Below are 25,054 nucleotides of genomic sequence, written 5' to 3'. Positions count from 1 at the left end.
AGCACCTGTCGCAGACGGCCACGGCCCCCTCGCAGGCGGTCATATGAGAGATGCTAACGACCATGAACCCCCGAGTGGAGCCACTTCCCTCCGAAGAGTGGGACGAGTTCATCCGCGCCAATCCGTACAACGTGTTCGCGACGCTGGCCCGCCATCCCCGGCTCTACCGGGAGTGGCTGCGCTTCGGCGGCGTCCTGCTGGACGGCACGCTGCCCGCCCGCGACCGTGAGCTGGCCATCCTGCGCACCGCGTTCCACAGCGGCAGCGCGTACGAGTGGGCCCACCACGCCCGGCTGGGCCGGCGGGCGGGCCTGACCGAGCAGGAGATCGAGTCGGTGCGCGAGCCGGACGCGCTGTGGTCCGTCGAGGACCGGCTCGTGCTCCAGGTCGCCGACGACCTGCACTACGCGGGCGACCTGACCGACGCCACCTGGGCGGCGCTCTGCGACCGCTACGACGAGGCGGGCCGGATCGAGCTGGTCATGCTGGTGGCCCACCATCGCATGCTGGCCATGGTGCTCAGGACCCTGAGAGTGCAGCTCGAGGAGTGATCATCGTGACGCCCGGCACCGAGCCGATCGAGGCCAGCGCCTTGCCGGCGTCGGCGAGCCCGATCGTGCGGGTGACGAGCTGGTCGGGATGCAGGATCCCGCCCCTGATCATCTCCAGCATCGGCGGATAGGCGTGCGCGGCCATGCCGTGGCTGCCCAGCAGCCGCAGCTCGTAGCCGATCACGCGGTCCATCGGCACCGGCGTCGGCCCGCCCGGCAGCAGCCCCACCTGGATGTGCCGGCCCTTGCGGCGCAGGCTCTCGACGGAGGCGGCACACGTCTGCGGGCTGCCCAGCGCGTCGAGGGACACGTGCGCGCCGCCCCTGGTCAGCTCCCGCACCTGGGCCGCCGCGTCGCCGGCCACGGCGTTGACGAAGTGCGTGGCGCCCGCCAGCTCGGCCAGGTGCAGCGCGTCGCCGCTGATGTCCACGGCCACCACGCGCGCTCCGGCCGCCGTCGCGATCATCACGGCCGACAGGCCGACGCCGCCGCAGCCGTGCACCGCCACCCACTCGCCGGGCCGGACCCTGCCCACCTCCGCCACGGCGCGGAACGCGGTGGCGAAGCGGCAGCCGAGGCCGGCCGCGGTGAGGTAGTCCATGTCCTCGGGGACCGGGATCAGGTTGACGTCGGCGTGGTCGATGGCGACGTACTCGGCGAAGGAGCCCCAGTGGGTGAAGCCCGGCTGCGTCTGGCGCTCGCACACCTGCTGGTCGCCGGTGGCGCAGGACGCGCACGAGCCGCAGGCGCAGATGAACGGGACGGTCACGCGTGCCCCCGGCAGCCAGCCGCGCACGTCGGAGCCGGTCGCCTCGATCACCCCGGCCAGCTCGTGCCCCGGGACGTGCGGCAGGGCCTTGATGTCGGGATCGTGGCCCTGCCAGCCGTGCCAGTCGGAGCGGCACACCCCCGTGGCCTCGACCCTGATCACCGCTCCGTGCGGGGCGGGCGCCGGGTCGGGCAGCTCCCGCACGTCGAGTTCTCCACCGAAGATGTCAAAGGCAACCGCGCGCATCTCATGAGCTTAGAGTGACTTGCCGCAGGTCCGCGCAGAGCCCGGCCGACCGGAGCGCCCGGCCCCGGCTGTGCGGCGGCTTCTTCGGTGGCTTTTCCGGCGGCTTTTCCCGCAGATGACGGTGACATCCCCGAGTGAGGTGTCAACGCTGACGTTCAGGACAGAAGTGGGTGATGGGAAGAGACCTGGACAAGGAGCGATTTACCGAAGCGGAGTACGCCGCGTTCGGCGAACGCATCCGAGAGCAGCTCGGCGTCCTGCGCGAGCTGCTCCACACCCCCGGCTTCGGCCAGGGGCCGACGACGATCGGTGCTGAGCTTGAGCTGTTCCTCGTCGACGAGCGGGGCCGGCCGCTGCCCCGCAACAGTGAGGTGCAGGCCGCCCTCGACGACCCCCGCGTGGTGCTGGAGCTCGGCCGCTTCAACATCGAGGTGAACCTGACCCCCACCCCGCTGGCCGGCGAGCCCTTCGAGCGGATGGGCGCGGAGGTGCAGGAGACGCTCACCAAGGTGGACGCGGCGGTCGAGGGCGGTGGCGCGCTGCCCATCGGCATCCTGCCCACGCTCGACGCCGAGGACTTCACGGTGGGCGCCCTCAGCGACCAGAACCGCTATCGGGCGATGAGCAGGGGGATCAGGCGGCTGCGGCTGGAGCCGTTCCTGGTCAAGATCGACGATCTGGAGTTGTCGGTGGAGGACGTGATCCTCGAAGCCGCCAACACCTCCTGGCAGGTGCACATGCGCACGCCGCCCGAGAGCTTCGCCCGGGTGTTCAACGCCGCCCAGCTCGCCATCGGGCCGGTGCTGGCCGCGTGCGGGAACTCGCCGTTCTTCCTCGGCCGGCGGTTGTGGGAGGAGACGCGGATCGCGCTGATGGAGGAGGCCGCCGACGACCGGGACGTGGCGCGCGGCGAGCGCAGGGACGGGCGGGTCACGTTCGGGTCCGACTGGGTGCGCGAAGGGGCGCACGAGCTGTTCGAGCGGTACGTCCATGACTACGAGCCGATCCTGCCCGATCTGACGGAGGGGGCGGATCGGTACGAGGTGCCCGAGCTGCGGCTGCACCAGGGCACGATCTGGCAGTGGAACCGGCCCGTCTACGACCCCGCGGACGGCGGCCACCTGCGCATCGAGATGCGCGCGCTGCCCGCCGGACCCTCGTGCGCGGACATGGCGGCGAACACGGCCTTCCTCCTCGGCCTGACGCTCTCGCAGGCGGAGCGGGACCTGACCGGCTACCGGTTCGCGGAGGCGTACCAGAACTTCTACCGCGCGGCCATGGACGGCCTGGACGCCAAGCTCTCCTGGCCCGGCCGCGAGGGCGAGTTCGAGGCGGCGGACCTGGTCCTCAGCCTGCTGCCCGAAGCGCGGGCCGGGCTGCTCAAGGCGGGCGTGTCGGCGCACGACGCCGACACGGCGCTGGACGTGATCGCGCAGCGGACCCGGCTGCGCCGCACCGGGGCGGCGTGGCAGCGGGAGGCGCTGGAGCGGTTCGGTGGCGACCGCGAGCAACTCGTCCGGCGCTACCGTGAGCTGGCCCTGTCCGGGATGCCCGTGCATATGTGGCCCTGAGGGCAAACTCCCGTCGTTCTCCATCCGTCAAACTGGTCAAGGGACGGAAAAGAGAGGGAGTTATGGCGGGTACGGGGATGGTTCCAACGGAAAAAGCGCCATATGTGATTAATCGGGCAGCGGGGAGCTGGGCCGAGGGGGCGGCCAAGCTGGCCCAGGAGATCGGGAGCACCGCGGTCGAGGCCCTGCTGGCGCAGGCCAACAGGGCCGCGAAGAACAAGGGGGCGGCCGGCGCGCTCGGCTCGATGCAGCCGAAGCCGGCCGCCTGGTACGCCTTCGACGACCGCGACCAGGACACCACCGACTGGTATCCGCAGGGGCTGACCAGCGGCGAGGACTCCGGCGAGATCGGGGTGCCGGTGTTCATGGCGAGCTGGTACTTCAAGCCGGAGGGGGGCGAGCGGGGCGTCAGGGTGTCGTTCCTGAGCCCCAGGCTGCTGAAATACCAGCACGCGCTGCTGGTCGAGGCGAAGCCGAACGGCTCCTACGGGCCCATCGACATCCACGCCGGCGGCATCGCCTGCCACGGCGACCTGCTCTACGTCGCCGACACCGTCAGGGGCCTGCGCGTCTTCGACCTGGGCAACCTGCTCGACCTGCGCACCGCCCAGAACGACCTGGGCGATCCCGAGCGGATCGGCCGCCGCGGCGGCAAGTTCCACGCCTTCGGCTACCGCTACGTGATCCCGCAGACCGCCATGTGGGAGGTGGCGAAGCCGGGGCCGAGATTCTCCTTCGTCTCGATCGACCGCAGCGGGAGCACGCCGCTGCTGGTCACAGGCGAATACCGCGAGAACGATTCCCGCGGCTGGGTGGGCCGCTGGCCGCTGCCGTTCGCCGGCGGCGAGCCCGACGACGCCTTCGTCATGGGACACCCCAAGATCCAGGGGGCGATCTCGTGGGACGGCAAGTGGTACCTCAGCCAGGCGGCCGACTCCGTCACCAACGGCCAGCTGCTCGTGCACGCCGGCGACACGCTGCAGAGCAGGCGGTTCCCGATCGGTCCCGAGGACCTCACCGTGCAGGACGGGAAGTTGTGGAGCATCACCGAGTTCAAGGGCAAGAGGGTGATCTTCGGGGTCAGTCTTTGAGGTGCTCGAGCAGCACCTTCCGGTAACCGGCGTCGAAGTCGTCGTAGCGCGCCCGCAGCCGGGCGCCCGGCCAGTCGGCCGGTAGCAGCTCCTGCGGCAGCAGCGGGTCGGCCAGCAGGTGCCGCAACACCGCGGCCGACACCAGGAAGCCCTCCGCCAGTCCCGCGCAGCGGTCGAGGGCCCGTTCCAGCCCGCGCGCCTCGGCTGCCCAGCCGTCCAGATCCCACAGCAGGGGAGTGGGGTCGCCGTGCGGGCGGCCGTCGATGAGCGTGCACTGCGCGGTGACGATCTCCGGCCACCCGCGGACCAGGTTGGCCGGGCGCAACCAGGTGCCCTCGCGCAGCTCGGCCAGGCGCAGCGCGGCCATCGTGTGCCGGAACGCCGCCCGGTCGGCGGGCGCGCGCCGCTCGGCCGTGACCACGGCCACCTCCCACGTGCCGTCCCACGGCCTGGTGTGCGGGTCGCGGCTCTCGTCCTGCCTGGCCTGGCGCTCGATCAGCCGCTCCGTCAGCGTGTACGAGCGCTCGGACTGGATCAGGTCGCCGGCCGCGACCATGCGCGACAGCGCCACCCGCACGGTGCCCTCCGCGATCCCGAACAGCGCGCCGATGCGCACGAGGTGGCGGGCCGACAGGCGCGGCGGGTGGCTGCCCAGCAACGCGCTCAGCACGGCCGATCGGGCACTCAGGTTGTTACGCTCTTCCATCGCGTGTCGAGTATATGTAACACTCGCGAGTATGGGGCGCTATCTCATCGAACCTTTCGACCGCAGCACCGGCAGCACCGGCAGCGACCGCGTCGACCGCAGTGACCGCTACGCGACCGAGCGCTACCAGGGCGCCGCCGGGCGCAACTGGTGGCGCTGCGATCCCACGCTGCGCCTGCTCATGCGGCGCTACCTGGGCGACGGCTTCGCCTGGGCGGAGCCGCATCTCGACCGGCTGGGCGCGCTCATGGGCGGGCTGGTGGCCGAGTGCGCGGAGGAGACCGACCGTAACCCGCCGCGTCTGGAGAAGTACGACAAGTGGGGCAGGGACGTCAGCCAGGTCGTCATGCCGCCGTCGTTCCAGGCCGCCCGGCAGGCGCTGATGGCGGACAACTTCACCGCGCCCGCGTTCGCCGAGGAGGCCCGCGCGCACGGGGCGGATCCGGCCGCGCTGGCCGCGGCGTGGACGTACCTGCTCGATCAGGCCGACATCGGGATGGGCTGCGCGCTCGGCACCGGCGGGGACATGGTGGTCTCCCTGGCCGAGAAGCACGCGCCCGCGGACGTGCGCGATCGGGTGCGGGAGATCTTCGCCAACGGGTACTACTCGGGCGAGGCAGCTCAGATGTTCACCGAGCGGACGGGCGGCTCGGACCTGGCGGCCCTGGAGGCCACGGCGGTGCCCGACGGCGACTCGTGGCTGCTGTCAGGGCTCAAGTGGTTCGCCTCCAACGCAGGCGGGTCGGCGTTCGTGGTGCTGGCGCGGCTGCCCGAAGGGGACGTGGCGCCGTTCCTGGTGTTGTGGGAGCGGCGGGACGGCTCGCGCAACGGGGTGCGGATCAGGCGGCTCAAGGACAAGCTAGGCACCAGGTCGGTGGCTTCGGCCGAGGTCGAGTTCACCGGCGCGGAGGCGTTCCCGCTGTCCGAACATGGCACTCGCTCTAGCTCCGGCACCGGCACCAGGTCCGGCTCCAGCTCTGGCCTTGGCACGATGATGAAGCTCACCAACGCCTCCCGGCTCGGCGTGGCCATGATGGGCGCCGGCGTGGCCCGGCGCGCGCTGGTGGAGGCGATCTGCTACGCCCAGGCCCGAGAGGCGTTCGGGCGCCCGCTCATCGAGCAGCCGCTGATGCGCCGCAAGCTGGCCGAGCTGATCGTCGAGGTCGAGGCCGCCCAGGCGCTCGCCTTCGACGGGCTCGCGGGCCCGCGGTCGCGGATCACGCCCGCCCTCATCAAACTGCGCACCGCCCGGCTCGGCGTGACGGCGGCCAGCGACGCGATCGAGGTGCACGGCGGCAACGGCTACATCGAGCAGTGGCCGGTGGCCCGGCTCCTGCGCGACGCCCAGGTCAACCCGATCTGGGAGGGCGGCGACAACATCCTCTGCCTCGACGTGCGGCGCGCCATGGTCAAGGAGCAGGCCCACCTGCCCTTCCTCGACCGGCTGCGCGCGCTGGCCACCTCCGACCTGGTGCACACCCGCATCGACGACCTGACCAAGGCGATCTCCGCGTGGTCGGCCCTGGAGCACTCCGTGGCCGAGGAGCGGCTCTACCCGCTGGCGCAGTTCATGGCCGACGTCTATGCCGCCGCGCTGCTGGAGGAGCAGGCGACGTGGGGGCTCGACGACGGTCGCAAGGCGCTCGTGGCCCGCCTCTACGCCGAGACCCACCTGGCCGAGCGCGGCCCGCTACGCGGCATCGACGCACCCGCCGACGCGGACCAGTTCGACGTTCTCCTGGCGGGAGTGGTCACCCTCTGACCGACGCCGGCCATCGGCGTCAGCCGCAGACTGTTCACCGGATCCGGCCTCGGACTCGGATTCGGTGAACAGCGGTCAATCGTGCCCGGACAGCCGGAACCAGACCGATCGGCCGGGTTCGTCGCCGTGCTGGATTCCCCAGGCGTCGGCGAGCGTGTCCACCAGCCACAGGCCCCGGCCGCCATCCTCGTCGAGGGCAGGACTGCGCATGGCGGGCGCGGTGGCAGGACGACGAAGCCGCGGACGTCGTCGCTGCGCTTGACGATCGTGACGGCCAGGCCGAGAACCTGCCCGGACCAGGCCACCAAGCGTCCGGCGTAGCCGCACGCCGCGGCCACGACGGTCTCGGCGGTCTTGACCGTCTGGGAGTCGATGCGCCCTGCCGTCGGCAGTTCGCCCCGTCGGCCAAGAGGCGCAGGCGTGGGCGGTGTCCTGGACTGTCACGCTGCCCGTCGGTTCCCTCCTGGGGGTGTCACCCGCTGCCGGGGAGACTCCTGAGGCAGGAGATGGGCGAGCAGGGAGCGGGCCTCTCGCAGCCCGTCGATCTGGTCGTCCATGCTCCGCAGCCGTTCCCGTAGCACCTCCGACACGCACGCGTTGAGCTGCGGGCCGGGGCCCTCGACACAGGGAAGGATCTCGCGGATCACCCGGGTTGGCAGGTTCGCCGACAGCAGGGCCCGGATGTGCCGGACTATGACGGGGGCGTCCTCGTCGTAGGCCCGGTGGCCGCTGTCGGCCCTGACCGAGGTGAGCAGCTCCTGCTCCTCGTAGTAGCGCAGGAGGCGGGGGCTGACACCAGTCTGGCGTGACAGCTCACCGATCTTCATGTGATGTACCTCACAGCTGCTTGAATCTCACATCTATGACAGGTCATAGCGTCGCAGACATGACGACATATTTCCTTCTCGGCGGCGACCTGCAGGTGAACCGGCTCGGCTACGGCGCGATGAGGCTGAGCGACGACCCCACGTCGCGCCCGGCCGACCAGGCGCACATCTGGCGGGCACCGGTCGAGCGTGAGGCCGCGGTGGCACTGCTGCGGCGGGCCGTGGAGCTGGGCGTGAACCTCATCGACACCGCCGACGCCTACACCCTCGGCGGCAATGAGGAACTGGTGGCCGAGGCGCTGCACCCCTACCGAGAGAGTGTCGCGGTGGCGACGAAGGTGGGCGTCGCACGGCCCGGTCCCACCGAGTGGGTGCCGCTCGGGCGTCCCGAGTACCTGCGTCAGCAGGCGGAGCTGAGCCTGCGACGGCTGCGGGTGGAGCGGATCGACCTGCTGCAGCTGCACGCGGTGGACCCCACGGTGCCGTTGGCCGACCAGGTCGGCGCGCTGAAGCAGCTGCGGGACGAGGGCAAGGTACGCCACATCGGGCTGTCGAAGGTGAGCGTCGAGCAGCTCGCCGAGGCCGCCCAGGTCACGCCCATCGCGGCCGTGCAGAACATGTACAACCTGGTGGCCCGGGAAGACGAGGACGTCGTCGACTACGCGGCCGCGAACGACATCGCGTACCTGCCCTTCTTCCCGATCGCGATGGGCGGGCACACCGGCTCCGGAAGCCCGCTGGCCGGCGTCGCGAGTGAGGTGGGCGCGACCCCGGCGCAGACCATGCTCGCCTGGTTGCTGCGGCGCTCGCCGACGACCATCCCGATCCCGGGCACCACCTCGCTCGCCCACCTGGAGGAGAACCTGGGCGCGCTGTCCGTGAAGTTGTCCGACGAGCAGTACGAGCGTCTGTCGGCGCTGTCCTGAGGGCGGGGCACCCCGGCGGGTACGGCCGTTGCCTCTCCTGTCGCGGCCGAAGGCGTACATCTGGGCGGGTCGCCTCGGGCGGACCGCCACGCCCATCCGGCCGTGGTCCTGCCACGCCGCCGGCCGGTGATCTCGTGTCAACGAGAGGTGAGGTCCATTTCGGGCTTGAGCCGGTTCGGAGTCTCCGCCGGCTCCGGCCACGCACGACGTGACCCTGAGAAAGCCGGCCATCCGTGCGGCGCCGACCGGGTCCCCCAGAGCGCGACGGCGATGTACAGGGCCTGCTCGGGTCCTCATCGGGTAGGGCGTGGCCTGCCTGAACGGCTCGCCGGACGGCTGTCCGCATCTTCGAGCTGTGGTCCGCGCTGTGGAACGGCGATCTGAGCCTGGCCGACCAGATCATGGCGCCGCAGTTCCGGCTCCGTTATGCCCAGCCGGGCACGGACGCCTTCGACCACATCCGAAATCCCTCACACCTGGCCGAGATGATCGCCCAGTTCCGGGCGGCCCGTCCCGGGCCGCACTTCGCCCCCGACGGCGAGGCCGTCGCAGATGTCCACCTTGCCGACGGTGTCGCTCACGGCAGGGTCGCCCGGCCTTGTTTGGCGCGCTTCGCCGACGAGACCGGGCGTGACCTGCGCATCAGCGGGTTTGACATGCTTCGCATCGAAGACGGTCTCATCACCGAGGTTTGGTCAGTCTCCGGCGGAAGAACCGGACGGGTCTTCTACGACGACTGAAGATCAACGACCGGCGTGAGGTGCCGGCTCGCATGAGGCGATCGCCCGTCGCGCTGCGCTTGTCGCTGGTCGGAATCGTGGCTTGAGATTACGCTCGGGACGTCTTCCCGAGGAGGGTCGCATGACCGTACGCGTAGAGCGCGAGGGGCCTGTCACCACCGTGGTGCTCAACAGGCCCGAGGCGCGCAACGCCGTCGATCGCAAGACCGCCGACGCCCTGACGGACGCCTTCCGGGACTTCGAGGGCTCCGACGCCGCCGTGGCGGTGCTCTGGGGCGAGGGCGGCACGTTCTGCGCCGGAGCCGACCTCAAGACGCTCGACAACCACGTCGGCGAGGAGGGCGACGGGCCCATGGGGCCGACCAGGATGCGCCTGACCAAGCCGGTCATCGCCGCCGTCGCCGGGCACGCCGTGGCCGGCGGGCTGGAGCTCGCCCTCTGGTGCGACCTGCGGGTGGCCGAGGAGGGGGCGGTGTTCGGGGTGTTCTGCCGGAGGTGGGGGGTGCCGCTCATCGACGGCGGCACCGTACGCCTGCCCCGGCTCATCGGCGCATCGCGGGCCATGGACATGATCCTCACGGGCCGGCCCGTCGAGGCGCGGGAGGCCTACGACTGGGGGCTGGCCAACCGGCTCGTTCCCCACGGCACCGCCCGGGGGCAGGCCGAGGCGCTGGCGCGCGACATCGCCCGCTTCCCGCAGACCTGCCTGCGCGGCGACCGGCTCTCGGCGCTGGAGCAGGACGCGCTGGAGGAGGTAGAGGCGATGCGCAACGAGCTGCGCCACGGCCTGGTGTCGCTGCCGGACGCGGTGGGCGGCGCGGCCGGCTTCGCGGAGGGTGCGGGCCGTCACGGCAGCTTCGACTGATCGGCACCCGCTCCGTCCGGGTGTCCGGTCTTGTTCGGTCCCGTCCGGTTCGACTGATCGGTACCGGCCCTGCTCGGCCTGGTCCGGGTGGCCGGTCTTGGTCGGCTCAGCCTGATCGGCCTGGCCCGGTCGGCTTCGGGGGACTGTCGGAGGCGGCACGTATCGTGACCCTATGCCTGACATCGAGGTCGCAGGGCGCGAGGTGCACGTCACCAGCTCCGACAAGGTGGTCTTCCCGCAGTCCGGCCACACCAAGCTGGACCTGATCCGGTTCTACGAGGCCGTGGGCGAGGCGGCGCTGCGGGGTGTGCACGGGCGGCCGATGGTGCTCAAGCGGTTCGTGCACGGCATCGAGAAGGAGGCCTTCTTCCAGAAGCGGGCGCCGGCCAAGCGGCCCGACTGGATCGAGGTGGCCGAGCTGAAATACCGCTCGGGGCTGAGCGCGGAAGAGGTGGTCTGCACCGACCTGGCGCAGTTGTTGTGGGTGGTCAACCTCGGGTGCGTCGACCTCAACCCGCATCCGGTGCGCGCCGACGACCTCGCACGGCCCGACGAGCTCCGCATCGACCTCGACCCCGTGCCGGGCGTCGAGTGGGCCGACGTGCTGAGGACCGCGCAGGTGGCGCGGGAGGTGCTGGCCGACCATGGGCTCGTCGCGTGGCCCAAGACGTCCGGTTCGCGCGGGTTCCACGTCTACGCGCGGATCGAGCGGCGCTGGCCGTTCGCGAAGGTGCGCAAGGCAGCCGAGACAGTGGCGCGGGAGGTGGAGCGGCGAGCGCCCGAGCTGGCCACCAGCCGGTGGTGGAAGGAGGAGCGGCACGGCGTGTTCGTCGACTTCAACCAGAACGCCTACGACCGCACCGTGGCCTCCGCCTACTCCGTGCGCGCCGTGCAGGACGCCCGCGTGTCCACGCCGCTGACCTGGGACGAGGTGCCGGGTTGCCGGCCCGAGCGGTTCACCATCGACACCGTGCCCGCGCGGCTGGCCGAGCGGGGCGACCCGTGGGAGGACATGGATCTGCATCCCGGGTCCCTCGACGGGCTGCTGGAGCTGGCCGAGGAGCTCGGGCCCGCGCCCAAGGCGCCCAAGGGCAGCGGGCGCAGGCAGCAGACCATGCCTGTCATCGAGATCGCCAAGGCCGAGCACAAGGACGAGGCGATGGCGGGGTTCGAGCGGTGGAAGGCCCGCCATCCCGAGGTCGCGGCCAAGCTGGAGCCCGCCGACGTGCTGGTGGACGGCATGCGCGGGCGCAGCAGCGTGTGGTATCGCATCCGGGTCAACCTGCAGCACGTTCCCGATGAGGAACGGCCGGAGCAGGAGCCGCTGGAGGTCGACTACGACCCGTGGCGCGGCGCCCGCCCGGAATAGGCGGCCGGAGCGGGAGCGGCTGGAGGTTGACTCCGATCCGTGGCGCGGTGCCCGCCGGGAACGATCCTTTGAATCCCGATAGACAGTTAGTGGGTGGAATGTCGCCTTCTGCGAGCTTTCGACTGCACTGCGTGCATATACCGATTTTTGGTGGGTAGCGCCGTTGCATTGGCTCCTCGGAGGAGGAAACCGTGGATATCAACCTAGGCCAAGGCATCACGGACGCCTGGCGGTCGATAGCGACGTTCGTTCCGAAGCTGGTCGCGTTCCTGGTGATTCTGGTCATCGGCTGGATCGTGGCCAAGGCGCTGGAGAAGATCGTCAACAAGGTGCTCGAACGCGTCGGCTTCGAACGGATGGTGGAGCGCAGCGGCGTCTCGCGGTGGCTGGAGCGCAGTAGATACACCGCCAGCAGCCTGCTGGCCAAGATCGTCTTCTATGCGATCCTGCTGGTCACCCTGCAGATTGCCTTCAGCGTCTTCGGGCCCAACCCGATCTCGGCGCTGCTGACCGGCGTGGTGGCGTGGTTGCCCAGGGCCATCGTGGCCATCGTGATCATCGTGGTGGCCGGGGCCGTGGCCAAGGCCGTCAGGGACGTCGTCGGCGGTGCGCTCGGCGGGCTGTCCTACGGTCGCTGGCTGGCGACGGCCGCGGCGGTGTTCATCTGGGCGCTGGGCATCATCGCCGCGCTCAACCAGATCGGCGTCGCCACCGCCGTCACGACTCCGGTCCTGATCACGGTGCTCGCCACCATCGGGGCGATCGCGGCGATCGGGCTCGGCGGCGGTCTCGTACGGCCGATGCAGCAGCGCTGGGAGCGCTGGCTGGGCCGCATCGAGGAGGAGGCGCCGCAGGCCAGGGCGCACGCGGAGGCTTATCAGCGGGGACGCGAGGACGCTCGGTCGATGACCGACGAAACGGCGCCCATCCGCTCGACGCCGGGCGGGGCGACCCGCTCGGAGTTCCCGCCCGGATGAGCGGGGGCCCGGCCGGGCCAGGCTTCTCACCTTCACTCGGCTGAGCCCGGCTCCGGGTTCGCCTGGCTGAGCCCCGCCCACCGACTGGCCCCGCCGTCACGGACCGGGGTCAGGCGGTGGGCGGAGGTCCGCCGCGACGGGATGATCCTGGCCGGGATCTCGTCTGGAGGGCCCGGTCAGGCGGGGTGGCCGTCTTCGAGGAGGCCCTGTTCGCGGGCCAGCCAGCAGACCGCCGTCAGCCGGAGCACAGGCGCGTCGGCCTCGTCCCTGAAGATCCAGCCGCGGTGCCGCAACTCGTCGATGAAGCCCAGCAGATAGTCGCTCAGCGTCTCGCGGTCCAGCGGGATCGCGTCCCGCAGCACCGCCGCGTGCTGATCGACCGCGGCCACCAGCCCGGGGTCGCCGACCATCCGGGCCAGCTGGGACTCGCCCAGGGAACCCATCAACCATCGCAGGGGCGCAGCGGCCCAGCCCTCCTCGAAAACCACCAGCCAACTTTAAAGCATCTCCCAAGGTCAGCGCCCCTTCCGGCCAAAAGCGCGGCCCCTCACGGCATCCCGACGTAGTTCTCCGCCAGCGTCGTCGCGGCGGCCTCCGAGGTGGTCACGTAGTCGAGGTAGGAGAGCTGCAGCCGCCTGCCGTACGCGTCGTCGTCCTCGAACGTGTGCAGCAGCGTCGTCATCCACCACGAGAAGTGCTGCGCCCGCCACACCCGCTTCAGGCACGCCTCGGAGTAGCCGTCGAGCAGCTCGGCCGAGCCGTGCTCGAAGTAGGCCGCGAGCGCGTCGGTGAGCACGCGGACGTCGGCCACGGCCAGGTTGAGCCCCTTGGCGCCGGTGGGCGGCACGATGTGGGCGGCGTCGCCGCCCAGGTAGAGCCGGCCGTACTGCATGGGCTCCACGACGAACGCCCGCATCGGCGTGACGCCCTTCTCCGTGATCTCCCCGGTGGTCAGCGTGAAGCCGGGCACGCTCTCCAGCCGGGCCTTGAGCTCGGCCCAGATGCGCTCGTCCGGCCAGTCCTCCAGGCGCGCGTCCGCCGGAACCTGCAGGTAGAAGCGGCTGACCGTGGGGGAGCGCATGCTGTGCAGGGCGAAACCGCGCTCGGTCCTGGTGTAGATCAGCTCCTCCGACGACGGCGGCACGTCGGCCAGGATGCCGAGCCAGGCAAAGGGATAGTCCCGCTCGAACACGCTCAGAACGCCCTCAGGGATGGCCGGCCTCGACACGCCGTGGAAGCCGTCGCAGCCGGCGATGACGTCGCAGTCGAGCCGTTCGCCGCCGAACGTCAGGTACGGCTGCGACTCCATGTCGTGCACGGCCACGTCCTCGACCTCGAACCGCACGTCCCCGCCCGCCGCGAGCCTGGCCGCGATGAGGTCCTTGACCACTTCCTGCTGCCCGTACACGGTGATGGACCGGCCGGGGACGAGCTTCTCGAACGGGATGCGGTGCCCGGCGCCGCCGTACCGGAGCTCGATGCCGTGGTGCGGCAGCCCCTCGCGCAGCAACCGATCGCCGACGCCCGCCGCGACCAGCGTGTCCACCGTGCCCTGCTCCAGCACTCCGGCGCGGACCCGCCGCTCGACGTAGTCGCGGCTGCGCTTCTCCAGCACCACGGAGGAGATCCCGCGCAGATGGAGCAAATGAGAAAGGAGCAGGCCCGCGGGCCCTGCTCCGATGATCCCGACCTGAGTTCGCATGAGGGAAGCATCCTGCCTTGAGCGGGATTCAGCCGAGAAAACGCTTCCACTGGACGGAAGAATTGAGCAGGATTACGCCATGGCGGGAGGATCCCGCGCCCCCGGGCGCACGGTCACGTCGAAGGTGCTGGCCATCCTCGGCGCGTTCGACCCGGCCCATCCGCAGCTCACGCTGACGGATCTGGCCAGGCGGAGCGGGCTGCCGCTGAGCACCACGCACCGGCTGGTCGGCGAGCTGGAGGAGGGCCAGGCGCTGAGCCGCGCACCCGACGGGCGGCTCCGGGTCGGGCTGCGGCTGTGGGAGCTGGGCCAGCTCGCGCCCGGGCGGCTGCAGGAGCTCGCCCGGCCGTGGCTGCAGGAGCTGTTCGCGGGCACCGGCGAGAACGTGCACCTGGCCGTGCGCGACGGCCTTGAGGTGCTGTACGTGGACAAGGTGCACGGCAGGCGGGCGGTGCCCATCGTCTCCAGGACCGGTGGCCGGCTGCCGATGCATCCGACGGGGGTGGGCAAGGCGCTGCTGGCGTTCGAGCCCGACTGGTTCGTCAAGTCCTACCTGGCCCGCCGGCTCGAACGCCCGACCCCGCACTCGATCACCGAGCCGGGGCGGCTGGCCAGGGAGCTGGCGGCGGTGCGGGCGCAGGGGTACGCGCTGACGTATGAGGAGATGACGCTCGGCTCGTGCTCGGCGGCGGCTCCCATCCTGGTGGACGGGCGGGCGGTGGCGGCCCTGGGCATCGTGCTCTCCTCCCGGCGCGCACGCGAGCTGCCCCGGCTGGTCGAGCCGCTGCTGAGCGCCGCCGCCGGCCTGGCGCGGGCGTGCGCTAGTCCCCCAGCTTCTGGATACGGTCCTTGAACAGCGTGGTCGCGATGGCCGCCTTGTGCGGCTGGCCCTTGAGGAAGGCCGTGGCGAAGCTCTTGGCCTGCTCGTAGGAGACCTTGCCCGGCATGGGCGGCTCGTTCGGGTTGACGTCCACGTCCACCAGCGCCGGGCCGTCGTGGGCCAGCGCCTGACTGATCGCCGCGGCCACGTCGCCCGGCTTGGTGACCTTGGCGCCGAACCCGCCGCACGACCTGGCCCAGGTCGAGAAGTCGGCCTCGGGCTGCGCGAAGCGCACGCCGTGCTCCGGATAGCCGAGCACCATCTGCTCCCACAGGATCTGGCCGAGCGCGTTGTTGTTGTTGATGATCACCTTGATCGGCAGCCCGTGCTGGACCGCCGTCAGGAACTCGGCCATCAACATCGAGAAGCCGCCGTCGCCGACGTACGCGATGACCTGCCGGCCGGGGAAGGCGTGCTGCATGGCGATGGCGTACGGCAGCCCGTTGGCCATCGAGGCCAGCGTGCCCGACAGGTAGAACCGGCGCTCGCCGCGGATCGTCCAGTGCCGGGCCGCCCACGTGGCGATCGTGCCGCTGTCGCAGGTCAGGATGGCGTCGTCGGCGGCGAGCCGGTCGAGGACCGAGACGGCGTACTGCGGCGCGATCGGCTCCCGGTCCGCGTTCTCCAGCGACTCCATGTCGGCCCGCCACTTGACCATCATCTTCTGATATTTCGCCAGATGAGCGTTCCCGTTCCGGCGCGTCAGCAGCGGCAGCAGCGCCGCCAGCCCCTCCTTCGCGTCGCACACCACGGGCACGTCGGTCGCGATCCGCGCTCCCGCCCGCGTCGGCTCCGCCTCGAACTGCACCACCCGCGTCTTCGACGGCTCCGGCAGGAACTTGGAGTAGGGGAAGTTCGTGCCCACCATGAACAACACGTCGGCGTCGTCCATCAGCTCCTCGCTCGGCCGCGTGCCGAGCAGCCCGATCCCCCCGGTCGTGTACGGCGAGTCGTCCGGAATGACCGCCTTGCCGGGCAGCGTCTTGACCACGGGCGCCCCCAGGGCCTCGGCCACGGCCAGCACCTCCCGCCCGGCGTGCAGCGCCCCCTGCCCGACGAGCATGGCGGGCCGCTCGGCCTGGTTGAGCACCTCGGCCGCCCGCTCGATGTCCTCCTGACGGGGGATCCCGGACGGCGTGAGGTAGACGGGCGCGGTCTCGGGCGGCCGCACCGGGGCCACGCTCTTGTACGGATCCGCCCCCGCCTCGGCCACCTGGATGTCGTTCGGCACCGTGAGATGGGAGACCCCGCGCCGCGCGTAGGACGTCCTGATCGCCAGGTCCACCAGCGAGGGCAACTGCGCCGGGTTGGTGATCATCATGTTGTACTCGGCCACGTCGGCGAAGAGCTTGTCCAGATGCACCTCCTGCTGGTAGCCGGTGCCGAGCACGGACGTCTCCTGCATCCCCGTGATGGCCAGCACCGGGACGTGATCGAGCTTGGCGTCGTAGAGGCCGTTCAGCAGGTGGATGCCACCGGGGCCGGAGGTGGCCAGGCAGACCCCGATGCGCCCGGTCGCCTTGGCGTAGCCGGTGGCCATGAACGCCGCGGCCTCCTCGTGGTGGACCAGGACGAACCGTACCCGGTCACGATGGCGCCGCAGCCCCTCCATGATGCCGTTGATGCCGTCCCCCGGCAGGCCGAAGACGGTGTCGACGCCCCAGTCCGCGAGCCGTTCGATCAGGGATTCCGCTGCGATACGAGCCATGTGAGGCGCCCTACCCCGCTCTCCGGTAAGCAGACGCGAGTGCGTGGTTCATGGACATTTCCGGGAATTCGCGGGTAGGGACCCGGCATGCGCATTCTGGTCACGGGAGCCACGGGGACGCTCGGCGGCGCCCTGGTGCCCGCGCTGGTCAAGGCGGGTCATCAGGTGCGGGCGTTCAGCCGGGCCAAGCGGGAGAGCCGCGGCAACGTCGAGTGGGCGTGGGGCGACCTCATCTCGGGCGCCGGCCTGCCGGACGCCGTACGCGACGTCGAGGCGATCGCGCATCTGGCCACGAGCGGCCCCAAGGGGCGTGGCGCCGTGGACCTGCCCGGCACCCGCATGCTGATCGCCGCCGCCCGCGAGGCCGGGGTGCCGCACCTGCTGCTCACCTCGCTCGTCGGCGCCGACCGCATCGCCACCGGCTACCCGGTGTACAAGCTGGCGGCCGAGCGCCTGATCGCCGGGAGCGGACTGGGCTGGACGATCCTCCGCGCCACGCCGTTCCACCAGACGCTCGACCGGCGGCTGCGGGACGTCACGTCGCTCCCCGTGCTGCCCGTGGACCGCTCGCTGCCCTGGCAGCCGGTCCACACCGGCGAGGTGGCCGCCCGCGTGGCCGGCCTGCTCGCCGGCGGCCCCGCCCGAGCGGAGATCGACTACGGCGGCCCCCAGGTCCTGAACACCGAGGAACTGGTCAGGACCTGGTTGCGGGCCAAGGACCTGCACTGCCTCTGCCTGTCCGTCCGCTTCCCCGGCCGGCGGTACGCGGCCCAGCGCGCCGGAGCCCTGCTCACCGACGCCACGCCCAAGGGCGAGATCACCTGGCACGACTACCTCTGCCCTCCGCCGCCCGAGCTCTCCGACGACTTCGCCACCGAGCACACCGCCTCGCCGACCAGCCCGGCGAACCAGCCGGAGCACGATCCCGACCTGCGCGTCTATGGCGGCGACGAGGGCTACGAACGCCAGACCCGGGGCTAGCCCGGTGCGCGCCCGCCGGCGACCGGTCCCGGCCTGGAGATTTGTCGGTATTGTCTGGCTGGACGTCGCACAGATCAGCGCAGCACGGAAGCGAGACCGCATGTCTTTCCAGGCCTATCTGGACAATATCGAGGGCAAGACCGGCCTGACGCCCCGCCAGTTCATCGCCCTCGCCCATGAGCGCGGCTTCGACGAGCCCGCGACGAAGGCGGGGACCATCGTCGAGTGGCTCAAGGAGGACTACGGGCTTGGCCGCGGGCACGCGATGGCACTCGTACACGTGATCAAGAAGGGTGCGCAGATCGACGCGAAGCATGTCGGAACCACTGGCACGCACCGCGACGAATCCGACACCCTGTGGCTCGACGGAAAGGACAACCGGTAGCCGGCGTGAAGGGGGCCCTGCACTCAGGGCACCGGCGTGACCATCGGCCTGGCTCTGGAAAGCCGAAAACCCCAGACTCTCGACATTTGCCGTGAGCTGGGGCCGGTGGAGCTGGTGGACGATACAGGGATTGAACCTGTGACCTCTTCCGTGTCAGGGAAGCGCTCTCCCGCTGAGCTAATCGTCCGTATTGAGTTGGGGAACTCAGAGCGGAAGACGGGATTCGAACCCGCGACCCTCACCTTGGCAAGGTGATGCTCTACCACTGAGCCACTTCCGCATGGCGCTTTCTTTACTATAGCGGATCCTGCAGAGTCCGCCGGATACCGAGGTGGAGACGGGATTTGAACCCGTGTAGACGGCTTTGCAGGCCGCTGCCTCGCCTCTCGGCCACTCCACCAGGAGTTTAACTCCGAGCGGAAGACGGGATTCGAACCCGCGACCCTCACCTTGGCAAGGTGATGCTCTACCACTGAGCCACTTCCGCGTGAAACCGTCGGCGACGTGCGCCGGGCCACGGGAAAACCATATCGTCTCCGCGGAGTGCCCGTGCGCAACGAACGGCCGCGTGGCCCGCGCGAGCCGCGCGGGCCACGGTGCTCCGAGCGCCGAGCGGGCCGCGCGGCCGGACGACCCCGAGTCAGCTGATCAGGCGGACGTCGTCCGCTCGCACGAACATCACCCGGTGCCCGAGCTGGATCTGGTGATAGCGGACCTTGCCGGTGGTCGTGACGTGCCGGGACGGCCTGAAGGCGTTCGCGGCGTAGTAGGAGCCGGTGATCGTGTCGCCCACCGTGTAGGTCTGACCGGGGGAGATCTTGTACTGGAGCGGCGTCAGAGGCTGGTAAGCCGCCGCCCGATAAGCGGATTTTTCGGGGTACGCGCGGCCGTACACCTTGGTGTTGGGCTGCAACGGGGTCACCAGCGGGCCCTTCGCGGGGACCGCGGTGGGGTTGGCGGCCGGGTTGTGGAACCAGGCCTGCTGGCCCAGGTACCAGATGGCCGTCCAGTCGCCTTGCCGGGCCGCGACGGCGTAGCGCTGGCCGGTGGAGGCGCGGGCGCTGTGGTCGTACACGCTGTAGGTGCTCGGCTTGCCCGGATGTTTGCCGGGGTCCGTGACCAGCGGGGAGGTCTCGCTCGGCTCCTTGTGCAGCCACACGGTGGCGGTGCCGTGCGCGGGGCAGGACTTGCCGGCCTTGGTGGTGACGCAGCCGGTGAAGCGGGGGCGGTGCGTGTCGTAGGACGGGCGGATCATGATGGAGTCGCCGTTCTTGTCTCCTCTGAGCGGCTTGTTCATGAGGGCGAAGTAGTGGGCCCAGTCCCAGTACGGGCCGGGGTCCTCGTGCATGCCCGCCACGGTCTTCGGGGAGGTGCCGGGAACGTTGTCGTGGCCCAGGATGTGTGCGCGGTTGAGCGGGATGTCGTGCTTGTCGGCCAGATACCTGACGAGCTTGGCCGACGAGCGGTACATCGCCTCCGTGTACCAGGTGCCGCCCTTGGCCAGGTAGCCCTCGTGCTCGATGCCGATGGAGCGGGTGTTCACATCCCAGTTGCCCGCGTGCCAGGCGATGTCCTGCGTCGGCACGTGCTGGGCGACATGTCCGTCGCGGGAGCGGATGGTGTAGTGCCAGCTCACGTACTTCGGATTGCGGATCATGGAGGGTATGCCCTGGTAGGTGCCCTCGGTGTCGTGGACGATGATGTAGTCGACGGCGCGGGCCCGGCTCAGGTGGTCGTGGTTGCCGTAGTCCCTGTCGTTCTTCTTGCCGAAGCGCGCGCGGGCGGCGGGCATCCATTCGCACCTGAGGCTGCTCGGGCATTCCACCTGGCCGGAGCGGGGGAGCGGGTTCTCCCGCCGCCGGCCGCCGGCGGCGGTCTCCTTGCTGGTGCCGCCGCGCCCGCCGGCTTCGGCGGGCTCGGCCGTGGTGCTCCAATAGCCTTCGACCTGCTCGTCCGCGAAGCCGTCACCTGCGCCGAAGGAGAAATCCTCGCCGGTGGCGCCGTCAGCGGTGGAGCCGTTCGGTGTGGCGCCGTCCATGGAGGCGCCGTCCGGCGTGGTGCCGGTGTTCTCGCCGGTGCTGCGGTCATCGTCGGCGGGCGTCGCCGCGCTGGCGGCGGGCCGCTCCTTCGCGGCAGCGGCCCGCCCGTCCGTCATCGTCCCGGGCGCGGGCAGGCCGCGCACCGGGTCGAGCCGCACCAGGTGCCCGTCGTCCGTACGCCGCCGCACACCCTCCCGCATCACCGCGAACACCTCGTCGGCGAACGCACGGGCGGCCCATGGGTCCTCCGTGCCGGAGAAGCGCGCGACGGCCTCGTACCAGTCGGCCGGATCGACGGCGGGCCGCGACTGGTAGGAGGCGAGCAGTGCGGCGCCGGCCCTGATGTTCGCGGCCGGATCGCTCCGCAGCCGGGCGGCCGCGACGCCGATCAGGCGTCCGGCCTCGGGCAGCGTGGTCCGGGGCCGCGGCTGCGCCGTCCGCAGCGCCGACGAGGCGATGGCCGCGACGCGTTCGGGGGACAGCGGGCGGGACGCGTCGCCCCGGGGATCGCCGAGCGCGTCACCGAGCGGCGTCCCCGCCTGGGCGGGGATCACGTCCACGAGGTGCATGGGCCCGTAGCCACCCGCCGTGCTGGGCAGGCCGCCGTTCGCGTCCCATCGGGAGCCCAGGTACGCGACCCCGAGCAGGACGCTCACCGGCACCCCGTACTCACGCGCGGCGGCGGCGAAATCCCCCTGCCGCCCGGCGGTGGCGAAGTCGCGTCCGGGGGCGGTTGCCCCCTCGGCGAGCCCGGTCCCGACGGCCGAGGGATGGACGCCGCCCGGTGCGATGAGCGCGCCGGCGGTCAGGAGGGCGGCGAGCCTGAACTGCATGAACATCTCCCCATGGAACGTCACGATACGACTACTCACCGTAACCATTCCCAGAAAGGGATGTGTCAGACGGGTCGGATGATACGGATGAGGTCTGCCGGATCTGCGGCGAACTCGGCATCCCAGTCATCCGGCGCAAGATGATCAGCCAGCCGGTGCCGTGGACGGCGGCCCGCAGCCGTCCTCATCGACCTCGGTCTCGCGGCCGGAGCCTTCGCCTGGTGGCGTCTGGGGCGAGGCTGGGGCCGTTCGAGCGTCCTTTAGCGTGATTCCTGCCCGATATCGGGCAGGATATTGCTGTGTCGCACTCCAGATGCGTAGTGTCCTCGTCTGTGTCCACAGCACGGCATCCCTACGAAGATCTCATCGCCCACCTCACCCGGACGAGCCCGCTCGCTCCCGGCGAGGCCGCCCGGGTGGTCGCCGACGTGCTGTCGTACTTCTCCGAGACCGTCGAGGAGTATGTCCGCCGCCGCCATGGCGAGCTGAAGACCGGCGGCCACACCAACGACGAGATCTTCCCCCGGATCGCCGCCGAATTACGGGGCCGCAAGGTGACGGCGCCGGAGTTGTCCCTACGCCAGCTACGCAGGATCGTTTACGGATGAAGGAGAGACCTCGATGTGCGGAATCGTGGCCTATGTCGGCCCCAAGGACGCGGCACCCATCCTGCTGGAGGGTCTGCAGCGGCTCGAATACCGGGGCTATGACTCGGCCGGCGTCGTGGTGTCCAACAAGGGGCTGAAACTCCGCAAGGTCAAGGGCCGGGTGGCCGACCTCGCCAAGGTGGTGCCACCCCGGTTCAAGGGCAGCCTCGGGATCGGGCACACACGATGGGCCACGCACGGCGTCCCCAGCGACGAGAACGCCCATCCGCACCTGTCCGCCGACCAGCGCATCGCGGTCGTGCACAACGGCATCATCGAGAACGCCGGCGAGCTGCGCGCCAAGCTGGCCGCCGACGGCGTCGTGTTCGCCTCGGAGACCGACACCGAGGTGCTGGCCCACATGATCGCGAACGCCGCCGACGAGAACGACTCGCTGGAGGAGGCGGTCAGGAAGACGCTCAAGAGCATCGTCGGCACGTACGGCATCGCCGTGATCGACGCCGAGCGGCCCGGTGAGGTGGTCGTGGCGCGCAACGGCAGCCCGATCGTGCTGGGCATCGGTGAGAAGGAGATGTTCGCCGCCTCCGACGTGGCCGCGCTGGTCCGCTACACGCGCCAGGTCGTGCACCTGGAGGACGGCGAGCTGGCCGTGCTGCGGGCCGACGGCTTCCACACCTTCGCCAGCGACGCCCGCGAGACGGCCAAGGAGACGCTGACCGTCGACTGGGACGCCGGCCACTACGACACCGGCGGCTACGAGCACTACCTGCTCAAGGAGATCTCCGAGCAGCCCGAGACGATGACCCGCACGATGAGCGGCCGGCTCGACGAGCGTTTCCACGTGGCCCACCTCGGCGGGCTCAACATGGACGCCCGCGAGACCCGCTCCTTCCGCCGGGTGAAGATCATCGGCTGCGGGTCCGCCTACTACTCCGGGCAGATCGGCGCGCAGCTCATCGAGGAGCTGGCCCGCATCCCGGCCGACGCCGAGCCGGCCAGCGAGTTCCGTTACCGCAACCCGGTCGTCGATCCCGACACGCTCTACGTCGCGATCAGCCAGTCGGGCGAGACCTACGACACGCTCGCCGCCGTCCAGGAGCTCAAGCGCAAGGGCGGCCGCGTCATCGGCATCGTCAACGCCGTGGGCAGCGCCATCGCCCGCGAGGTCGACGGCGGCATCTACCTGCACGCGGGCCCCGAGGTCTCGGTCGCCTCGACCAAGGCCTTCACCTCGACCTCGGTGGCCTTCGCGCTGCTGGCGCTGCACCTGGGCCGGGTGCGCGACCTGTCGCCCGCCGACGGCCGGCGCGTGGTCGAGGGCCTGCGCCGGATGCCCGGCCAGATCGAGGAGATCCTCGCCCAGAGCGACAAGATCGCCGAGCTGGCGCAGAAGTACGCCGGGCACGCGAGCATGATGTTCGTCGGCCGGGTGCGCGGCTACCCGGTGGCCAGGGAGGGCGCGCAGAAGCTCAAGGAGATCTCGTACGTGCACGCCGAGGCCTATCCGGCCAGCGAGCTCAAGCACGGCCCGCTCGCGCTGATCGGCCCCGACATGCCGACGGTCGCGATCGTGCCCGACGACGAGCTGCTCGACAAGAACCTCACCACCCTCGGCGAGATCCGCGCCCGTGGCGGCCGGGTGCTCATGGTGGGCCACCGCGAGCCCGAGTCCAAGCTGGCCGACGACGTGATCGTGATCCCGAAGAACGAGATCGAGCTCGACCCGATCCTGCTCACGATCCCGCTGCAACTTCTCGCCTACTACGCCGCCGTGGCGCTGGACCGAGACGTGGACAAGCCTCGCAATCTCGCCAAGAGCGTCACGGTGGAGTAATAGAACGCCAATTCAGCCACATTGTTCTCAAGGTAGTGTTATCTGGCTGCGGACGACATAAATTCGATACTGTGCGGCAGTTCGACTACCAGAGGCCCAATCTCGCACGCATGTACGATTACATGCTCGGCGGGAAGGACAACTTCGCGGTCGACCGCCAGGCCATCGACCAGCTGGCGGAGCTGATCCCGGAGGCGGTCCCCTTGGCCCGCGCCAACCGGGCCTTCCTCCAGCGCGCCGTGCGCTATGTCGCCGCAGCCGGGGTGCGCCAGTTCCTGGACCTCGGCAGCGGGCTGCCGACCCAGGGCAGCGCGCACGAGGTCGTCCCCGAGGCCAGGGTCGTCTACGTCGATCGCGATCCGGTCGTGGCCGCGCACGCCGGCCTGCTGCTCGAAGGCTCGGCCCGTGCCGCCTTCGTCGAGGCCGACCTGCTCGACCCCGGGGACGTGCTGGCCAAGGCCGGCGCCTATCTCGACCTGGACGAGCCGATCGGGGTGGTGCTGGTCTCGATCCTGCACTTCCTGCCCGACGCGGCGAATCCCCAGCACGCCGTGGCCCTGCTGCGCGCGCGGCTGGCGCCCGGCAGCTACCTGCTGATCAGCCACGCCACCTCCATGGGCCACGTCGAGCCCGACGACGGGGCCAAGGGCGTCTACCGGGGCTCCTCCGGGAGCGGGGGCGCCGATCGGTGCCCGAGCGAGATCCGGGCGTTCTTCGGTGACTTCGTGCTGGATCCGCCGGGGCTGGTGCAGGCGGTCGACTGGCGTCCTGACCGGCCCAAACTGGTGGGCGACTGGTCGCTGCCCTCGTCGTTGATGGCCGGGGTGGCGCGCAAACCCGGCTGACCGCGCCCGCTGACCGCGCCCGCTGACCGCGCCCGCTGACCGCGCCCGCTGACCGCGCCCGCTGACCGCGCCCGGCTGCCGCGCACGACGCGCCTCGCCGGTCCCGCGAGAAGCGATTGCCGTATTAGTACTCCAGCCGCACTTCCCTGAAGTAGGTGTGCCTGGGCATGCCTGGGACGACCCAGGGCCACCTGGGTCTGTCGGGGTAGATCCTGGGTGAAAGAGGAACGGCCACCGCTGTGATCATTCAGGTGTGATGGAACTGAAGATCATGCGGTGGCCGCGTTGGCCAGGGTAGAACATCTCGACGCTGCTCGTCTGCAAGCATGCCTGGATCGTGCGTTCGCGCTGGTGGCCGGTCGTTTCAAACGCCCGGAAGTACGGCGGCGGGCCCGGGCCTGCGTTGAGGGAATGCTGTCCGGGCTGGAGCGTAAGAACGGATGGTCACTAGCCGAGTACGCAGGTGAGACCACTCCGGATGGGATGCAGCGACTGTTCAACGCCGCGAAATGGGATGTCGACGGCGTGCGCGACGATATCCGCGGCTACCTGATGGAGCACTTGGGCGAGGCTGACGGGGTACTGGTCGGGGACGACACCGGTTTCGCCAAACAGGGCGGCTGCTCGGCCGGAGTGCAGCGGCAATACACCGGCACTCTCGGCAAGGTCACCAACTGCCAGATCGGGGTGTTCCTCGGCTACGCCTCCAGTCGCGGCCGGGCCGTGCTGGACCGGGAGCTCTATCTGCCCCGGGACTCCTGGATCGCCTCACCGGAGCGGTGCGCTGCCGCGCAAGTCCCCGAGCAGGTCGGCTTCGCGACCAAACCCCAACTACTGCA

24 protein-coding genes and 4 tRNA genes are annotated in these 25,054 nt (G+C 70.5%); 16 read left to right on the top strand and 12 right to left on the bottom strand.

The annotated features are described in order from the left end of the window. Positions 1-62: 62 nt before the first annotated feature. The gene (locus ACWD0F_RS19890; protein WP_449877399.1) at positions 63-551 is read left to right on the top strand and encodes a carboxymuconolactone decarboxylase family protein; all 489 of its coding nucleotides are present in this window, start codon (positions 63-65) and stop codon (positions 549-551) included. On the opposite strand, the gene ACWD0F_RS19885 is transcribed toward ACWD0F_RS19890, so the two are convergent. Further along, entirely contained in the window at positions 520-1,566 is a 1,047-nt protein-coding gene (locus ACWD0F_RS19885; RefSeq protein ID WP_449877397.1) for a zinc-dependent alcohol dehydrogenase family protein, read from the bottom strand. The two genes, ACWD0F_RS19890 and ACWD0F_RS19885, sit on opposite strands and share 32 nt — an antisense overlap. A 173-nt stretch (positions 1,567-1,739) precedes the next feature. Between ACWD0F_RS19885 and ACWD0F_RS19880 the strand changes: the two genes are divergently transcribed. Both ACWD0F_RS19880 and ACWD0F_RS19875 read left to right on the top strand, forming a co-directional pair. Then, a complete protein-coding gene (locus ACWD0F_RS19880) occupies positions 1,740-3,137 on the top strand; it encodes a glutamate--cysteine ligase (RefSeq protein WP_449877395.1) in 1,398 nt (465 codons plus the stop codon). 104 nt (positions 3,138-3,241) lie between these two features. After that, on the top strand, positions 3,242-4,228 hold the full coding sequence (locus ACWD0F_RS19875) for a hypothetical protein (RefSeq protein ID WP_449877393.1): 987 nt from the start codon (positions 3,242-3,244) through the stop codon (positions 4,226-4,228). On the opposite strand, the gene ACWD0F_RS19870 is transcribed toward ACWD0F_RS19875, so the two are convergent. After that, positions 4,218-4,934 carry a PaaX family transcriptional regulator C-terminal domain-containing protein gene (locus ACWD0F_RS19870; protein WP_449877391.1) on the bottom strand — a complete coding sequence of 239 codons (717 nt, stop codon included), beginning with the start codon at positions 4,932-4,934 and terminating at the stop codon, positions 4,218-4,220. The two genes, ACWD0F_RS19875 and ACWD0F_RS19870, sit on opposite strands and share 11 nt — an antisense overlap. Before the next feature lie 31 nt (positions 4,935-4,965). Between ACWD0F_RS19870 and ACWD0F_RS19865 the strand changes: the two genes are divergently transcribed. After that, positions 4,966-6,696, top strand: coding sequence for an acyl-CoA dehydrogenase family protein (locus ACWD0F_RS19865; protein ID WP_449877389.1), 1,731 nt, complete (start codon positions 4,966-4,968; stop codon positions 6,694-6,696). 75 nt (positions 6,697-6,771) lie between these two features. Here the strand turns inward: ACWD0F_RS19865 and ACWD0F_RS19860 are convergent, their stop codons facing one another. Then, the gene (locus ACWD0F_RS19860; RefSeq protein WP_449877387.1) at positions 6,772-6,906 is read right to left on the bottom strand and encodes a hypothetical protein; all 135 of its coding nucleotides are present in this window, start codon (positions 6,904-6,906) and stop codon (positions 6,772-6,774) included. Between the two features lie 230 nt (positions 6,907-7,136). After that, on the bottom strand, positions 7,137-7,523 hold the full coding sequence (locus ACWD0F_RS19855) for a MerR family transcriptional regulator (protein WP_449877385.1): 387 nt from the start codon (positions 7,521-7,523) through the stop codon (positions 7,137-7,139). Positions 7,524-7,582: 59 nt separating this feature from the next. Between ACWD0F_RS19855 and ACWD0F_RS19850 the strand changes: the two genes are divergently transcribed. From ACWD0F_RS19850 to ACWD0F_RS19830, 5 genes are all read left to right on the top strand, one after another. After that, positions 7,583-8,449, top strand: a complete 867-nt coding sequence (locus ACWD0F_RS19850) for an aldo/keto reductase (protein ID WP_449877383.1) — start codon at positions 7,583-7,585, stop codon at positions 8,447-8,449. Between the two features lie 344 nt (positions 8,450-8,793). Beyond that, positions 8,794-9,189: a nuclear transport factor 2 family protein gene (locus ACWD0F_RS19845; protein ID WP_449877817.1), complete on the top strand. Its 396-nt coding sequence runs from the start codon at positions 8,794-8,796 to the stop codon at positions 9,187-9,189. A 121-nt stretch (positions 9,190-9,310) separates the two neighbouring features. Next, on the top strand, positions 9,311-10,054 hold the full coding sequence (locus ACWD0F_RS19840) for a crotonase/enoyl-CoA hydratase family protein (protein WP_449877381.1): 744 nt from the start codon (positions 9,311-9,313) through the stop codon (positions 10,052-10,054). A gap of 172 nt (positions 10,055-10,226) precedes the next feature. Continuing rightward, a complete protein-coding gene (ligD, locus tag ACWD0F_RS19835) occupies positions 10,227-11,423 on the top strand; it encodes a non-homologous end-joining DNA ligase (RefSeq protein WP_449877379.1) in 1,197 nt (398 codons plus the stop codon). 197 nt (positions 11,424-11,620) lie between these two features. Beyond that, positions 11,621-12,400, top strand: a complete 780-nt coding sequence (locus tag ACWD0F_RS19830; protein ID WP_449877815.1) for a mechanosensitive ion channel family protein — start codon at positions 11,621-11,623, stop codon at positions 12,398-12,400. 176 nt (positions 12,401-12,576) lie between these two features. Here ACWD0F_RS19830 and ACWD0F_RS19825 read toward each other — a convergent pair whose 3' ends face one another. After that, positions 12,577-12,888, bottom strand: coding sequence for a DUF6401 family natural product biosynthesis protein (locus ACWD0F_RS19825; protein WP_449877377.1), 312 nt, complete (start codon positions 12,886-12,888; stop codon positions 12,577-12,579). A 59-nt stretch (positions 12,889-12,947) separates the two neighbouring features. Beyond that, positions 12,948-14,102 (bottom strand): 4-hydroxybenzoate 3-monooxygenase, encoded by a 1,155-nt coding sequence (locus ACWD0F_RS19820; RefSeq protein WP_449877375.1) that lies wholly within the window; start codon positions 14,100-14,102, stop codon positions 12,948-12,950. A gap of 79 nt (positions 14,103-14,181) precedes the next feature. On the opposite strand from ACWD0F_RS19820, the gene ACWD0F_RS19815 reads away from it, so the two are divergent. After that, positions 14,182-14,955, top strand: a complete 774-nt coding sequence (locus tag ACWD0F_RS19815) for an IclR family transcriptional regulator (protein ID WP_449877373.1) — start codon at positions 14,182-14,184, stop codon at positions 14,953-14,955. On the opposite strand, the gene ACWD0F_RS19810 is transcribed toward ACWD0F_RS19815, so the two are convergent. Further along, a complete protein-coding gene (locus tag ACWD0F_RS19810; RefSeq protein WP_449877371.1) occupies positions 14,924-16,690 on the bottom strand; it encodes a thiamine pyrophosphate-dependent enzyme in 1,767 nt (588 codons plus the stop codon). The genes ACWD0F_RS19815 and ACWD0F_RS19810 overlap by 32 nt on opposite strands. Positions 16,691-16,777: 87 nt before the next feature. Here ACWD0F_RS19810 and ACWD0F_RS19805 point away from each other — a divergent pair, with 87 nt between their 5' ends. Further along, positions 16,778-17,671: an SDR family oxidoreductase gene (locus tag ACWD0F_RS19805; RefSeq protein WP_449877369.1), complete on the top strand. Its 894-nt coding sequence runs from the start codon at positions 16,778-16,780 to the stop codon at positions 17,669-17,671. A 100-nt stretch (positions 17,672-17,771) separates the two neighbouring features. Next, positions 17,772-18,056, top strand: coding sequence for a DUF4287 domain-containing protein (locus tag ACWD0F_RS19800; protein WP_449877367.1), 285 nt, complete (start codon positions 17,772-17,774; stop codon positions 18,054-18,056). Between the two features lie 112 nt (positions 18,057-18,168). Here ACWD0F_RS19800 and ACWD0F_RS19795 read toward each other — a convergent pair. The 5 genes from ACWD0F_RS19795 to ACWD0F_RS19775 all read right to left on the bottom strand — a co-directional run bounded on the left by ACWD0F_RS19795 (position 18,169) and on the right by ACWD0F_RS19775 (position 20,967). Next, a tRNA-Val gene (locus ACWD0F_RS19795) sits at positions 18,169-18,243 on the bottom strand. A gap of 21 nt (positions 18,244-18,264) precedes the next feature. Continuing rightward, positions 18,265-18,336 (bottom strand) — tRNA-Gly (locus ACWD0F_RS19790). 49 nt (positions 18,337-18,385) lie between these two features. Then, positions 18,386-18,456, bottom strand: a tRNA-Cys gene (locus ACWD0F_RS19785). 15 nt (positions 18,457-18,471) lie between these two features. After that, positions 18,472-18,543, bottom strand: a tRNA-Gly gene (locus ACWD0F_RS19780). A gap of 153 nt (positions 18,544-18,696) precedes the next feature. After that, on the bottom strand, positions 18,697-20,967 hold the full coding sequence (locus ACWD0F_RS19775; RefSeq protein WP_449877365.1) for an N-acetylmuramoyl-L-alanine amidase: 2,271 nt from the start codon (positions 20,965-20,967) through the stop codon (positions 18,697-18,699). Positions 20,968-21,260: 293 nt separating this feature from the next. On the opposite strand from ACWD0F_RS19775, the gene ACWD0F_RS19770 reads away from it, so the two are divergent. The 4 genes from ACWD0F_RS19770 to ACWD0F_RS19755 form a co-directional block, all read left to right on the top strand. Next, positions 21,261-21,536 carry a hypothetical protein gene (locus ACWD0F_RS19770; RefSeq protein ID WP_449877363.1) on the top strand — a complete coding sequence of 92 codons (276 nt, stop codon included), beginning with the start codon at positions 21,261-21,263 and terminating at the stop codon, positions 21,534-21,536. Positions 21,537-21,549: 13 nt separating this feature from the next. Continuing rightward, entirely contained in the window at positions 21,550-23,370 is a 1,821-nt protein-coding gene (gene glmS, locus ACWD0F_RS19765; protein WP_449877362.1) for a glutamine--fructose-6-phosphate transaminase (isomerizing), read from the top strand. A gap of 35 nt (positions 23,371-23,405) precedes the next feature. Further along, on the top strand, positions 23,406-24,215 hold the full coding sequence (locus ACWD0F_RS19760; RefSeq protein ID WP_449877360.1) for an SAM-dependent methyltransferase: 810 nt from the start codon (positions 23,406-23,408) through the stop codon (positions 24,213-24,215). A 285-nt stretch (positions 24,216-24,500) separates the two neighbouring features. After that, positions 24,501-25,054 (top strand): IS701 family transposase (locus tag ACWD0F_RS19755; protein WP_449877813.1); only part of this gene is annotated, 554 nt, incomplete at its 3' end.

It is taken from the genome of Nonomuraea sp. NPDC002799 (assembly GCF_053592075.1).
The sequence above is the reverse complement of the archived record's forward strand: the minus strand, read 5'-3'. Positions and strand labels throughout refer to the sequence as shown.

Bases quoted from the DNA above. Each gene is read 5' to 3' on its own strand.
- ACWD0F_RS19880 (WP_449877395.1), top strand. From the start codon at position 1,740: ATGGGAAGAGACCTGGACAAGGAGCGATTTACCGAAGCGGAGTACGCC.
- ACWD0F_RS19815 (WP_449877373.1), top strand. From the start codon at position 14,182: ATGGCGGGAGGATCCCGCGCCCCCGGGCGCACGGTCACGTCGAAGGTG.
- ACWD0F_RS19800 (WP_449877367.1), top strand. From the start codon at position 17,772: ATGTCTTTCCAGGCCTATCTGGACAATATCGAGGGCAAGACCGGCCTG.
- ligD (WP_449877379.1), top strand. From the start codon at position 10,227: ATGCCTGACATCGAGGTCGCAGGGCGCGAGGTGCACGTCACCAGCTCC.
- ACWD0F_RS19810 (WP_449877371.1), bottom strand. From the start codon at position 16,690: ATGGCTCGTATCGCAGCGGAATCCCTGATCGAACGGCTCGCGGACTGG.
- ACWD0F_RS19850 (WP_449877383.1), top strand. From the start codon at position 7,583: ATGACGACATATTTCCTTCTCGGCGGCGACCTGCAGGTGAACCGGCTC.
- ACWD0F_RS19805 (WP_449877369.1), top strand. From the start codon at position 16,778: ATGCGCATTCTGGTCACGGGAGCCACGGGGACGCTCGGCGGCGCCCTG.
- ACWD0F_RS19860 (WP_449877387.1), bottom strand. From the start codon at position 6,906: ATGCGCAGTCCTGCCCTCGACGAGGATGGCGGCCGGGGCCTGTGGCTG.
- ACWD0F_RS19870 (WP_449877391.1), bottom strand. From the start codon at position 4,934: ATGGAAGAGCGTAACAACCTGAGTGCCCGATCGGCCGTGCTGAGCGCG.
- ACWD0F_RS19855 (WP_449877385.1), bottom strand. From the start codon at position 7,523: ATGAAGATCGGTGAGCTGTCACGCCAGACTGGTGTCAGCCCCCGCCTC.
- ACWD0F_RS19840 (WP_449877381.1), top strand. From the start codon at position 9,311: ATGACCGTACGCGTAGAGCGCGAGGGGCCTGTCACCACCGTGGTGCTC.
- glmS (WP_449877362.1), top strand. From the start codon at position 21,550: ATGTGCGGAATCGTGGCCTATGTCGGCCCCAAGGACGCGGCACCCATC.
- ACWD0F_RS19890 (WP_449877399.1), top strand. From the start codon at position 63: ATGAACCCCCGAGTGGAGCCACTTCCCTCCGAAGAGTGGGACGAGTTC.
- ACWD0F_RS19820 (WP_449877375.1), bottom strand. From the start codon at position 14,102: ATGCGAACTCAGGTCGGGATCATCGGAGCAGGGCCCGCGGGCCTGCTC.
- ACWD0F_RS19885 (WP_449877397.1), bottom strand. From the start codon at position 1,566: ATGCGCGCGGTTGCCTTTGACATCTTCGGTGGAGAACTCGACGTGCGG.
- ACWD0F_RS19865 (WP_449877389.1), top strand. From the start codon at position 4,966: ATGGGGCGCTATCTCATCGAACCTTTCGACCGCAGCACCGGCAGCACC.